Source organism: Solibacillus sp. FSL R7-0668 (genome assembly GCF_038006205.1).
In the GTDB taxonomy this organism is placed as follows: Bacteria; Bacillota; Bacilli; order Bacillales_A; family Planococcaceae; genus Solibacillus.
In genome coordinates this window covers 848,244-861,524 of sequence record NZ_JBBOUU010000001.1, presented here as the reverse complement: position 1 = coordinate 861,524, position 13,281 = coordinate 848,244, and the positions used below count along the sequence as shown (strand labels likewise).

Genomic DNA, 13,281 nt, shown 5'->3' with positions numbered 1-13,281 from the left:
ATGGATAACATGATTATTCGCTTTGAAAATGTTACAAAATCATACGACGACGGTACCGTTGTTTTAAAAAATATTAATTTTGAATTAGAACGCGGAAAGTTCTATACATTACTTGGGCCATCTGGGTGCGGGAAAACAACGATTTTAAGGATTATTGCAGGCTTTACAGATGCGACTACCGGCGATGTATTTTTCAATGGCAAGCGTATTAATGATATACCTGCTAATGAGCGCCACGTAAATACTGTATTCCAAGATTACGCATTATTCCCACACTTAAATGTTTTTGAAAACGTTGCATTTGGCTTACGCATCAAAAAAGTAAAAGAAGCAGAAGTGAAAGAACGCGTACAAGAGGCTTTAAAATTTGTTAACTTAGCAGGCTATGGCAACCGTGAAATTTCGGAAATGTCAGGTGGTCAGCGTCAGCGTGTGGCAATTGCACGTGCCATCGTCAATGACCCTGATGTGATTTTATTAGATGAGCCACTATCAGCATTAGACTTAAAATTACGTACCGAAATGCAGTACGAATTGCGCGAGCTACAGCAGCGTCTTGGGAAAACATTCATCTTTGTTACACATGACCAAGAAGAAGCATTAGCCATGAGTGACGAAATTTTCGTTCTATCGCACGGTGAAATCAAGCAATCTGGTACGCCAGTAGACATTTATGATGAGCCAATTAACCGATTCGTAGCGGATTTCATCGGTGAATCTAATATCGTAGACGGCATCATGATTGAAGACTACAAAGTAAAATTCGCTGGAAAAGAATTCGAATGTGTCGACGGCGGTATGAAGCCAAATGAAAAAATTGATGTCGTCATCCGTCCAGAAGACTTAGAAATTACCAAACCCGAAAACGGTAAATTAGTTGTAACGGTGGATACACAGCTATTCCGCGGTGTTCACTATGAGCTATCCACATACGATAATGACGGGAATGAATGGTTAGTGCATTCGCTGAAAAAGGCTGAAGTTGGTGAAGAAATTGGATTAGACTTTGATCCAGAAGCAATTCATGTCATGCGCTTAAACGAAACAGAAGAAGATTTTGACAAACGTTTAGAAGCCTACGGGGATGAAGAACATGAATAATAAAACTGCAAAAGGACCGTTAATCCCTTACTTATTTTGGATACTTTTATTCGTTATCGCGCCAATTGCATTAATCGTTTATTACTCGGTACTCGATTTAAATGGTAACTTCACATTAGCCAACTATGCGAAATTCTTCACACCGGTTTATTTGAAAATGACGTTAAGTAGTTTCTGGTATGCGTTTTTAATTACGTTGTTTACGCTATTATTCGCCTACCCTACTGCTTACCTATTAACAAAAACGAAGCATAAGCAATTATGGTTAATGCTCATCATTATTCCGTCTTGGATTAACCTATTATTAAAGACCTACGCATTCATTGGAATCTTCGGTTTATACGGTCCAATCAATGCGATGATTGAAGTATTTGGCTTTGATCCACAGCAAATTTTATTTACGGATTTCAGCTTTATTTTCGTAGCGGTTTATATTTTCATTCCGTTTATGATTATTCCGATTTTCAACTCATTAGATAAAATGAACCCATCCCTTGTGTACGCTGCACGCGACCTTGGTGCAAACGCTTGGACAACATTCCGTCGCGTGATTTTCCCGCTAACAATTGATGGTGTTAAATCAGGGATACAAGTGACCTTCATCCCTGCATTATCATTATTCATGATTACCCGCTTAATCGCAGGGAACAAGGTGATTACACTAGGTACAGCAATCGAACAACAATTCTTAGTATCGCAAAACTGGGGAATGGGGTCGACAATCGCTGTATTCTTAATTTTATTTATGGTCATTACTATGCTATTCACACGAAGCAAATCTAAAGGAGGCCGCGCATAATGAAAAACTTAACTGTCGCTTCTAAAGCGTATTTAGTATTTGTGTTTGTTGTACTTTATGCGCCCATTCTTTACTTAATTTTTTATTCATTCAATAGTGGCGGCAATATGAACAACTTCGAATCATTCACATGGGAGCATTATGCTGCTGTCTTTGAAGATTCACGCTTAATTATTATTTTACTTAACACAGTCATTGTTGCCCTATTATCTGGACTTATTGCCACTATTATTGGAACACTTGGTGCTATTGGCATTGTTTCAATTAGAGATAAAAAAATGCGCAATATGCTCTTGTCATTAAATAATGTATTAATCGTTTCCCCAGACGTTGTCATCGGGGCAAGCTTCTTAATTTTATTCACAATGATTGGCGTTAAGCTGGGCTTTGCTTCCGTATTAGTTTCACATGTAGCATTCAGTGTACCGATTGTTGTATTAATGGTTTTACCAAAGCTATTAGAAATGAATACATCACTTATTGATGCTGCACGCGACTTAGGTGCAACCAAGCGTGATGTGTTGACACGCGTAATTTTACCGTACATCTCACCTGGGATTTTTGCCGGATTCTTTATGGCATTAACGTATTCACTAGATGATTTCGCTGTTACATTCTTCGTAACGGGGAATGGTTTCTCTACGTTATCAGTCGAAATCTATTCAATGGCCCGTGCTGGTATTTCTTTAACAGTCAATGCCATTTCCGGTTTAGTATTTGCCGTAACGGTATTAATCGTCATCGGTTATTACTTCATTAATAAACGTTCAAAATCAGCAGCATCGGAGGGACAACGATGAGAGATTTAGTTCAAGCGACTGTTGCAATTATCATTGTCTGTGCCCTATTATTTTTCGCAGTAGATCAAATGCAAACAGCTGGGAGCAAGGGCAGCAAAGATTCATTAACCGTATACAACTGGGGCGAATACATCGACCCGGATTTAATTGATAAATTTGAAGATGAAACAGGCATTAAAGTCATCTATGAAACATTCGACTCCAACGAAGCGATGTTAACGAAGATTGAGCAAGGTGGTTCAGCGTATGATATCGCTGTCCCTTCTGAATACACAATTGAATCCATGAAAGACAAAGGTTTGCTCATTCCAATAGACCATGATCTAATACCAAACTTAAAAAATATTAACTCTGATTTTTTAGACCTCTCTTTTGATAAAGGCAATGAATATTCGATTCCTTATTTCTGGGGAACAGTTGGTATTGTTTATAATCCAAACTTAATCGAGGATCATTTAACTTTTGAATCTTGGGATGATTTATGGGACCCTTCATTAAAAGGGAAAGTATTTTTAGTAGATAGCTCCCGTGAAGTAATCGGCATGGGCTTAAACTCGATTGGTGAATCGTTAAATGTTAAAGACGACGCGCTCTTACGTCAAGCAACCGATAAACTCGTCTCATTAACACCAAATGTAAAAGCCGTTATCGGGGATGAAATTACGCCGCTCATGGTAAATAATGAGGCAGCTGTAGCCCTTACTTGGTCTGGTCAAGCGGCAGATATGCTTTACGAAAATGAAGAATTAGATTTCGCTACACCATTTGAAGGCTCAAACATCTTCTTTGATAATATGATCATTCCTAAAACATCAAAAAATGTGGAAGGTGCTCATAAGTTCATAAACTTTATGTTAGATCCTGAAAATGCCGCGCAAAATGCAGATTACGTTGGCTACTCTACCCCGAACGAAGCTGCGTGGGCATTAATGGATGAAGAAGTAATTGGAGATGAGCGCTTCTATCCATCAAATGAACAGCGTGATACTTTAGAAGTATACGAAAATTTAGGGCTTGAATGGTTAGGGAAATATAACGAATATTTCTTAGAATTTAAAATGAGTCTGAAATAATAAAATGCCGAGCAGCTTAATGGTTGCTCGGCATTTTTCGTTATCATTTATCTAATTTGCTTCTTTAAACAATCCTTGTCCTCATCCCAAATTATTCAGATGCTTTTCAAATGTACCGGACTCGAAAAAGGAATCAAAACGCACGCTATTAGTCTCCTATAATCGAACATATTTCGAAAAAATTATTCTTATCTTTTCAGTCTTCTGTAGGATGATTTTTATCGTGAAAGCTACTACAATATGGTATGCTATTGGGACTTAATCATTTCCACAATCGAAATACTCAGTGAAGGGCTTGAAGTGAATGGAGCAAAAATCAAATAAAATAGCACTTTATTTACTGATGTTTAATATGTTTATTACTATGGGTGGTATCGGGATTATCGTGCCTGTTATGCCAGCATATTTACAACTATTTGGCGTTGGTGGACAAGTGCTTGGCTTTTTAATTGCTGGCTTTGCGCTAGCACAGTTTTTACTCTCACCTGTTGCGGGTGATTTATCGGATCGGCACGGACGTAAAATGTTTATCGTTGCGGGGCTTATCGTATATGGTTGCTCCCAAATTTTATTTGGACTAGCATCCGAAGTTTGGATTTTATTTTTAGCACGCTTTTTAAGTGGGGCTGGGGCGGCATTCATTATGCCTCCAATCATGGCATTCGTTGCCGATATTACAACCTATGAAGAACGCGGAAAAGGGATGGGAATGATTGGTGCGGCCATGTCTCTTGGCTTTATGATTGGACCTGGTGTTGGCGGCTTTTTAGCCAATGTCAATTTATCTTTTCCATTTTATTTAGCAGGTGCTGTGGCACTAGTAGCTTCTGTACTGTCTGCCATTTACTTACCACATGTCAAATCGACAAAAACGGTGACTGCACCAAGGGAGAATTTACTTAAACAGCTAGCCCGTTCTATGAAAACATCATATTTTGTATTTTTAATCGTCGTCTTTACATTTAGCTTCGGTATTGCCAACTTCCAAGCGACATTATCGCTTTATCTAGACTTGAAGTTTGATTATACGCCTACAGATATTGCGATTATTTTAACGATTGGTGGCTTCGCTGGCGTTGTCCTGCAAATGTATGTAGTAAACAAATTATTCAAACGCTTCGGCGAGATGAAAGTGATTTTAGTCAATCTTCTTCTTGCAGCGATTACGATGTTGCTAACGATCTATATTAGTGGCTTCTTCGTTATTTTAGTCGTGGCTACATTGTTCTCTATCGCAACTACCTTTATTCGTCCCGCTGTCAATACACTCATTTCGAAGCTAGCTGGTGATGAGCAAGGCTATGCAGCCGGTATGAACAATGCCTATATGAGCTTAGGTAATATGTTTGGTCCTGCACTTGCGGGAATTTTATTTGATTGGAACCCTGACTCTCCTTATATTTTAGGAACCGTCGTTTTAGTCAGCTGCTTTATCCTTGCATTTGCTTGGACAGCAAAAAGAGCACCACATTTATTGAAGGCACAATAGAAACCGTACGCAATTCGCTTCAATTACGAATTGCGTACGGTTTTATTTAGTTTCGCGTAACTTTTTGGTAGCAACCACTAGGCTGAATATCCCTATGAGCGTATAAACAATACAATAAATTGCAATTGGCGGCCAATCTAAATGTGTCATTTCTTTAATCGAGAGCGCAATATCCGGTGCAATCAGGCTTAGTGCAACGGCAATCGGATTAATACTAATCCAAAAATATGACGCATAATACGACGTGCCATCCACAAAATTAATCATGCCTACTAAAAAAAAGATTAATGTAAATACCGCTAAAAAGATCATCACGCCGTAAGTTGAAATCATCGACACTATCGTTTTTTTCGTAACCGTTGAGAACAAGATACCTACACTCCCCACCGCGAATACCGTCAATAAAAACAGCAGGAACACTTTCACTAGCATCCACGGCGATACCCCTCCGAATAAAAACAAGATACTATACATTGGCAGCGTCGCCATGAGCATCACGACTAAATAAGCAAGTGATGCCATGAGCTTCCCGACAATGATTTGGGAGGATGTCTGTGTCGTCGTTAATAAAATATTCAGCGTTTGCTTCTCTCGCTCGGTACTAATAGACCCTGCTGTTAATGCTGGTGCCATAAATAGCAATAATAAAATTTGTAATACCGTTAAGCTACAAAATAAGAAAAAGCTACTTTCTGGCTGCACGTAGCCCTGCGAAAATACCCCCGACATAATAATGAAGTACGCAATAATAAATAACGTCAAAGCGATTAAATAAAAGGCTAAACTCGAAAAGCTTTTCGCATTTCGAAATCGTTGCTTCAGCTCTTTTAATAGCACTGGGTTCGCTATTTTAAAATTCATGCTGCGCCACCTCCTCCGTAATCACCATAAAGACATCCTCTAAATTTTTCTTTTGTACTTCAAGCGCACTGACACAAATACCAGCTTCAATGGCCTGCTTCAATAACGCGGCTTGTGCTAATTCATCACCTGAAAATACAAATGAAATAGTATTCCCCTGTTGGGTGACATTGGCTATTTGTGGGGCATTGGCAAAAAAGGCTGATGCACTTCTCTCATCCCCAACTACTGAAACCGTCACCCATTTTTCCCCTTGTAGCTGTGCTTGGATTTCAGCAATATTGCCACTCGCAATCAGTCTCCCTGCATGTAGCACGCCAATTTCATCACAAATTTCCGCAAGCTCTGGCAAAATATGAGACGAAATACAAATCGTTTTTCCAAGACGCTTTAAATCCTTTAAAATATCTCGCATCTCTACACGTGCTCTTGGGTCAAGTCCTGACGCGGGTTCATCTAAAATTAGAATATCAGGATCATGCATTAATGTACGCGCTAAGCATAAACGCTGCTTCATCCCACGCGACAAATCATCCACATATTCCAATCGCTTATCCGTCAGACGTACAAGTGCCAAAAGCTCCGTCATTTTCTGTGCTCTTACCTCTCCTGATAATTGATAGGCTGAGCCATAAAAATCTAAATATTCCTCTACCTTTAACTGATCATAGACCCCGAAAAAGTCAGGCATATAGCCAATCATTGCTCGAACAGCATGCGCTTCATTGGTCACACTTTTACCATTTACTAAAATATCACCCGAAGTTGCTGGAATGAGTGTTGCTAAAATCGAAAAGGCTGTCGATTTACCCGCCCCATTTGCTCCAACAAAGCCGTAAATCGTCCCTTTACCAATCGTTAGTGTTAAATCATCCAGCGCCTTTGTTTTTCCGTAATTTTTATGAACATGCTGAAATTCAATCATTGCTTCATCGCCCCTTTCAGCTCAATCATCGGCAGCGCCATATCCTCACTATACACAGCTTCTGAAATATGCCATTTTAATTGAATGAGATCATTTTCAATATAATCACTGACATTGTCTGTTGAAAACTCATGCGCAAATGCTTCATATTGCTTTGTTTTGACATTATAAATTTGTGCGCTAATGGCACTACCCTTCACCTGATACTGTAGACTTTTCCACATAATCGTATGTTCCATAATCGAATGAGGTAATTGATACGTCACTTCATAATCGGCCGGGTCTAAAAAATAAGATTCCTGTCCACTAATAAGCTGCTCCTTAATCCCTCCATACAAATCAGAGGAATACTTCATTTGCATGAGGTCCTCATTAATCGTGATATCATCAGCAAAATTGAACTTTGCGGTAAAAGGCTGTGCGATTAGTATAGTAGACTGAATTTTTGCCTTGCCATCAAATTTTGCGCCTACCTCTGCTGTATCAGAGTAACCCAAAATGACAGGTGATTGTTCATTCATCATAACTGTATTGGCCAAGCCTACTAAGCGTTTCTTCCTCGCTTCCTCAATATGAGCTGGCGTCGGCGTTTCATAATAGGTTTCCACCGGTAGCATACTTGGGATTAGCAATGACGATGGCAGTTTTTCATTTACTTGCATTATTTCGCCTTGCTTTATCGCACCAAGCTCAATAAATTGGCGCCCCGTCCAAATTTGTACATCGTTTAAATCCGTCGTCAACTCATTACGAATTGTGCCGGTTACGATGCCGTTTTCGTTGGCCAACTGAATATCTAGCTTTCCGATATCGATTGTGCCAGATCCGACAATTGATTCAACATCCCAATACGGCACATTTTTTACTGTTAATTGTTTATCATCCTGTTGCTGCTTTACGTAGCTCCAACGACCATTTGGAAAATCGCGTGTTCCTGTTGAGTAACCTGTATAGCTTGCAACGTTCATATCATTTGATAAATGAAATGCATAATCACCGCTGCGGTTCGATAATAGGCTTTGTGCAAAGTATTGTTCCGCTGCATTGTCACTGATTTTTACAACCGCCATTTGCTGAATTTGTGGCTGCACAATACGATCTTTCGCACCGATTAAAAACAATGCGACAGACACAACGAGCGCCAATGTCGGAATAATCCACCATGCATATTCGCGTTTATCTTTGCGTTTTAAGTAATAATAAAGCACAGGCCCTATCAGGAAAATATAAAGCGCAAAGACGATGATAATTTTCCATAATGAAAATTCAAATGAAGCAAATAATTCATTCACAGGTACAACCGTATTCGATAATTCACTTTCTGGTGTTGTTGTATAAAAATTCAATTCAAAATCCAATAATTGCGCCATCAAATAGGCAGCATGATCATTTTGATTCAATGTGGCATCTGATAGTGAAAAGGCCGTTTGAATGAGCGCACCTGAGCCCATTTGCCTTTTTGTAGCGAGTACTGTTTCATCGATTTTGAACGAATAAGCCCCTTGTACTGGCCGTGCCTCTTGAACGGTTAATGCTGTACGAAACCCTTCTTGTCCCGTAAATTGTTGGAGTTGCTCTGCGCGAATCGTTTTCGTTGCCGCTGAAGTAGTGAGTGCATTATAAGGTTCCAATGCCGTCCCTAAAGCATCCCCAGCTAGCACAAGTTGCCCCCCTTTTTGAATCCAACCTAAAATGGCTTGCTGCTGTACGTTTGTTAGTTGATTGAAATCTTGCGTTAAGAACAGCATATTAAAGAGGGCTAAATCCTCCGATTGTTGAATGCTTTCAAGTGCTTGTATGGTCAAATCTGCAATTTCAACAACCTGATTTTGCTCAATCGCACGCAGTTGCTGTAATGCACTTGCCAATTGTGGTTCGCCGAAAACCCCAATCATAAGTGCGTCATATGAAGTCAATTCTGGTTTATTATGTGTGACACGATACGCCTTAGCTTCATCCCCGTTTTCGAACGATTCGTCATACAAATAAACAAATTTGCCTCTAGTATTGTCGAAAATTTCATTAGGGAAATAATTGATATACACTTTTTTCGTTACGACTTCGTTTGGCGCTAACTGTAACGGAATGACTTCACCACTTTGCAGTAAATAATTATTGGCATACGTCGTGACAAGCTCCCCATCAAATGTACGCTCATCATTTTGAATCGTAATGGTTACCGCAATGGGTGTATCTTGCTTGCCCTTTCCTTCAAAGCCATAGTCCACATCAATGTTTATTTCAGCAGCCCCATATATTACAGGCACGAACATTGTGAATAGGAAAATGAACAGCATGGCAAATTTCTTCATCTCACTCCACCTCTCTTTGCTTATTTGTACGAATCACAACGAATAAAGTTGCGAATTATCGGACTTTTTAGTTCTCCTATTAAAAATACCCATTCAACGGCATTCGTTAAATGGGTATAATACAGTATCTTTTACAACGAACGGATAAACGCTTCGACAAATTTTTGATTAAACGGAATTAATGCTTCATCTGGTGCTAGCTTGGCATGATGTAAACCATAGTCACAATTGGCCCCTGCCCAAAACATTGCGCCCGGAATATCTTTTATAAAATAACCAAAATCCTCGCCAGTCATTGCAGCTGGACATTCATAGCTCACAGCGTCAGGGAAATCATGTGCAAATGCAAGCAGCGCATTTGCACAGCGCGTATCATTATTCACCTCGTAATACATCGAACCATAATCAATGGAGACACGACATTCAAACGCTGCCTCAATACCAGCGCAAATAGCCTCAATACGTCGCTTCACCTCTGTCATTGCATCGGCATTTAACGTACGAATGGTTCCCTCTAATCGAGCATTTTCGGCGATGACGTTTTGCACTGTGCCTGCAGTCATTTTGCCGATAGTAATAACTGCACTATCCATCGGGTCGATATTTCGGCTAATAATCGTTTGCAACTGCATAATACAACTCGCTGCAGCCACTGTCATATCACGTGTTTTATGGGGAAAGGCTGCGTGCCCACCAATACCCTTTAAATCGATAAATAATTCAGATGTATTGGCAAAAAGTAAGCCTGGCTTTGTCGCAACTGTACCTACTGGATATTCTGGTGCAATATGCAGCGCATAAATTTCATCGGCTATAAGCTGTGGTTGTTCGAGTCGTAGCCATTCAAGCATTGGCTCAGCACCACCCGGACCTTCCTCAGCCGGTTGGAAATAAATAACAACATTTTGTGTTGGACGATTTACAGTAAATGCTTCGACTAAGCCTAGTGCGATGGCCATATGACAATCATGGCCACAAGCATGCATAAATCCTACATGCTGCGAGTGAAAGTCTAACGCAGTTTCCTCAAAGATCGGCAATGCATCCATATCTGTTCGCCAGCCAATTTGCTTTGTTGGGTTTGTGCCTGTAATCGCTACGACAATCCCCGTTTTCCACGTCACAACTTGCATATACTCTTGCGGCAATTGTGCAATAAAATTTAATAAATAAGCCTGTGTTTTCATTTCTTCAAAGCCAATCTCAGGAATTTGATGTAACTCACGGCGAATTTCAATTAGATTTGTCATCGTTGCACCTGCTTATAAATTACGTAATGAATCGATAATTTCTGTCTTGGATTTTGTTTTTTCATCGAGCTTTTTAATTTCGCGCGCTGGTACGCCTGCGACAACTGTGTAAGGAGCTACATCTTTAATAACAATCGCACCTGCTGCCACTACGGCGCCTTGACCAATTCGTACACCTTCTAGCACAACGGCATTCGCTCCAATGACCACATCATCTTCAACAACGACTGGTAACGCACTTGGCGGTTCGACTACACCTGCTAGCACTGTTCCTGCCCCAATATGACAGTTTGCCCCAACTGTAGCACGCCCACCTAATACGACGCCCATATCTATCATTGTCTTGGCTCCAATTTCAGCACCGATGTTAATAATGGCACCCATCATAATGACAGCCTGCTCCCCAATCGTTACTTGATCACGAATAATCGCACCTGGCTCTATGCGGGCATTAATGGATTTTGTGTCTAATAACGGCACCCCTGAATTACGACGATCGCTTTCGACAACATAATCTTCAATTTGTGTTGCATATTCCTTTAAAGCTGCCTCAATTTGAGACCACTCACCGAATACGACTGCATGATTGCCTTCACCAAATACTTTTGCATCTGGACCATATGATAAATAAGCTACACCCGCACCTTTTACATAAACTTTAACCGGTGTAACTTTTTTTGCCTGCGAAATATAATCAATAATTTGCTGTGCATTTAATTTATCCATTGAGACACTCCTCTTATATGTAAGTTTTCTTAACATGAAATATTGTACTAAATTTTCAGTTAAATTAAAACTACTATTTAGGATTGCCCATTGGAATAATCATATAAACAGCGGGCATGATCTTGGACAACATCGACAAATGCCTCCACCTGGCGTAATTCAAAAGTTGATTCGTAGCCAATTAACCACGTATCACGGGTCAAACCATGATCACTTTCTGAATTCGTTAACGGAATTTTATGCACCTTTTCCTCACCATTTAACGTAATGGACGGTAAAATGGCATAGCCAATCCCGTTCAGCGCCATTTGTTTACATGTTTCAATTTGGTCTACAATGATTTGATGCTTCGGTTTGTAGTTAAAATGACGTTGCCACCATTGTTGAATTTCCTGATAATAGTTGGAATCGCTTTTAAATTGAATAAACGGGCGATCTGATGTAATGATATCTTCCATGTCTTGGATTTCCTTATCTACTAAATACATCATATCGCGGAATAAGTGAATTTTTTTCCCCTTCCAATCCGCCTGCCCACGGACAATTCCGATATGTGCTTCCCCATCATACAGTGCCTTGACTATTTCTGAGCTCCAGCCTGTCATAAGTGAAATTTTCGTATCAGGATATTTTGTTACAAAATCCTTTAATACTTTTGGAAGCCAATTTTGACCGACAATCGATGCACAGGCAATTTTTAGCGTACCATGTACTTTCGACTGCAACGCTTGAATCGATTCAAATATTTCTTCTCGCTTCACGATCATCTCATTCGAATATTGAATGACTAATTCCCCCGCTGGCGTCGCTGTTAATCCCTTTTGTGAGCGAATAAATAGCTGGGAGCCCCATTCTTTTTCGATGGATTGTAGCCGCTGTGATAAAGCGGGCTGTGTTAAAAATAAACGCTCGGCCGCCTTACGCATATTTTTTTCCTCTGCCAGCACCTTGATAATTTCCGCTTCTGTCGCCGTCATCTAATTCTTCCTTTCTTACTTAAAAAGTCGACAAAATCCTATGTGGACTTTGTCGACGGAATGATTACTTACACATTTTGTTGATACATATACTTTTTTAATTGTTTTAAGATAATTCTTCGTGTCATAATACCGACAAATGTACCTTCTTCATCGATTACACATAAAAAGGCATGATTAATGACTAAATCAAGCGCACGTTGGAATGTATCTGAAATTTTTAAATACGCTACATCTTGCTCCATCACATCATCTACCCGAATATCTGCTAGTTTTTCATATTCAATTCGTTCTAATCCTAAAATAGATTCTGTTATCATTTTTGTACTAAGTAGACCCTTTAAACGATACTTTAAGTCTAAAACTGGAATTGAAGAATAACCTGTTTTCGTTAATACGAGTAGTGCATGTTCTGCGTTATTACCACTTTGAACATGTGCTACCTTTTCAGAAGAAATAATAAAATCCTTAATCGGCATGTCTAGTAACGCTCGGTTGTTCGTTGAAATCATGACATTCTACTCCTTTGACTCCGTAAATACGGGCAAATCAACGCTTAACTCTTAGAAATTTTAAGCTTAAGTAAACAACAATTCTCGTGCATATTGTTTTCCATATATCTATCATACCATAATCATTAATTCATTGACTAAGAAACATGCCCAGTAGCGCAAAAGAAAAAGCATAACAAGACGAGCGAATTCGTCCTGTTATGCATGAATATTTAGTAGCCACGCGCCCAATAATAAAAAATAATGATTCCTGTAAATGCTAAGAACACCGCATAGGAAAGGACAATGGGATTGAGCAAAAATGGATGCTCTACAATTTTATCAGGCACTTCTGAATCCCGCTCTTCCCCACTATGCTCAATTTTATGTCCGACTCTTACCGTTAAATAATAGCCAATCAGACAGAGAATCACACAAATAAAAATTGTTGGATAAAGCCACATACCCACGACTAAC

Annotated in this window: 13 protein-coding genes; 5 read left to right on the top strand and 8 right to left on the bottom strand. The window is 39.6% G+C overall.

Going from position 1 to position 13,281, the window contains the following annotated elements; translation table 11 throughout:
- The 5 genes from MKX47_RS03915 to MKX47_RS03895 all read left to right on the top strand — a co-directional run bounded on the left by MKX47_RS03915 (position 1) and on the right by MKX47_RS03895 (position 5,262).
- The gene (locus MKX47_RS03915; RefSeq protein ID WP_340771343.1) at positions 1 to 1,101 is read left to right on the top strand and encodes an ABC transporter ATP-binding protein; all 1,101 of its coding nucleotides are present in this window, start codon (positions 1 to 3) and stop codon (positions 1,099 to 1,101) included.
- A complete protein-coding gene (locus MKX47_RS03910; protein WP_340771340.1) occupies positions 1,094 to 1,900 on the top strand; it encodes an ABC transporter permease in 807 nt (268 codons plus the stop codon). Before MKX47_RS03915 ends, MKX47_RS03910 begins: the two co-directional genes overlap by 8 nt.
- Complete coding sequence (locus MKX47_RS03905; RefSeq protein ID WP_340771336.1) at positions 1,900 to 2,700, top strand: ABC transporter permease; 801 nt, start codon at positions 1,900 to 1,902, stop codon at positions 2,698 to 2,700. Before MKX47_RS03910 ends, MKX47_RS03905 begins: the two co-directional genes overlap by 1 nt.
- A complete protein-coding gene (locus MKX47_RS03900) occupies positions 2,697 to 3,773 on the top strand; it encodes an ABC transporter substrate-binding protein (RefSeq protein WP_340771335.1) in 1,077 nt (358 codons plus the stop codon). The genes MKX47_RS03905 and MKX47_RS03900 overlap by 4 nt, the downstream gene beginning before the upstream one ends.
- A 304-nt stretch (positions 3,774 to 4,077) precedes the next feature.
- Positions 4,078 to 5,262 carry an MFS transporter gene (locus tag MKX47_RS03895; protein WP_340771333.1) on the top strand — a complete coding sequence of 395 codons (1,185 nt, stop codon included), beginning with the start codon at positions 4,078 to 4,080 and terminating at the stop codon, positions 5,260 to 5,262.
- 42 nt (positions 5,263 to 5,304) lie between these two features.
- Here the strand turns inward: MKX47_RS03895 and MKX47_RS03890 are convergent, their stop codons facing one another.
- The 8 genes from MKX47_RS03890 to MKX47_RS03855 form a co-directional block, all read right to left on the bottom strand.
- A complete protein-coding gene (locus tag MKX47_RS03890) occupies positions 5,305 to 6,123 on the bottom strand; it encodes an ABC transporter permease (RefSeq protein ID WP_340771330.1) in 819 nt (272 codons plus the stop codon).
- Positions 6,113 to 7,048, bottom strand: a complete 936-nt coding sequence (locus tag MKX47_RS03885) for an ABC transporter ATP-binding protein (RefSeq protein WP_340771328.1) — start codon at positions 7,046 to 7,048, stop codon at positions 6,113 to 6,115. Before MKX47_RS03885 ends, MKX47_RS03890 begins: the two co-directional genes overlap by 11 nt.
- Entirely contained in the window at positions 7,045 to 9,360 is a 2,316-nt protein-coding gene (locus MKX47_RS03880; RefSeq protein ID WP_340771325.1) for a DUF4350 domain-containing protein, read from the bottom strand. Before MKX47_RS03880 ends, MKX47_RS03885 begins: the two co-directional genes overlap by 4 nt.
- 131 nt (positions 9,361 to 9,491) lie before the next feature.
- Entirely contained in the window at positions 9,492 to 10,610 is a 1,119-nt protein-coding gene (locus tag MKX47_RS03875; RefSeq protein WP_340771323.1) for an N-acetyldiaminopimelate deacetylase, read from the bottom strand.
- A gap of 12 nt (positions 10,611 to 10,622) precedes the next feature.
- Positions 10,623 to 11,336 carry a 2,3,4,5-tetrahydropyridine-2,6-dicarboxylate N-acetyltransferase gene (gene dapD, locus MKX47_RS03870; protein WP_340771321.1) on the bottom strand — a complete coding sequence of 238 codons (714 nt, stop codon included), beginning with the start codon at positions 11,334 to 11,336 and terminating at the stop codon, positions 10,623 to 10,625.
- A gap of 77 nt (positions 11,337 to 11,413) precedes the next feature.
- Positions 11,414 to 12,313: a LysR family transcriptional regulator gene (locus MKX47_RS03865; RefSeq protein WP_340771319.1), complete on the bottom strand. Its 900-nt coding sequence runs from the start codon at positions 12,311 to 12,313 to the stop codon at positions 11,414 to 11,416.
- A gap of 68 nt (positions 12,314 to 12,381) precedes the next feature.
- A complete protein-coding gene (gene cbpB, locus MKX47_RS03860; RefSeq protein WP_340771317.1) occupies positions 12,382 to 12,825 on the bottom strand; it encodes a cyclic-di-AMP-binding protein CbpB in 444 nt (147 codons plus the stop codon).
- Between the two features lie 212 nt (positions 12,826 to 13,037).
- Positions 13,038 to 13,274: a short-chain dehydrogenase gene (locus MKX47_RS03855; protein ID WP_340771315.1), complete on the bottom strand. Its 237-nt coding sequence runs from the start codon at positions 13,272 to 13,274 to the stop codon at positions 13,038 to 13,040.
- Positions 13,275 to 13,281: the final 7 nt, after the last annotated feature.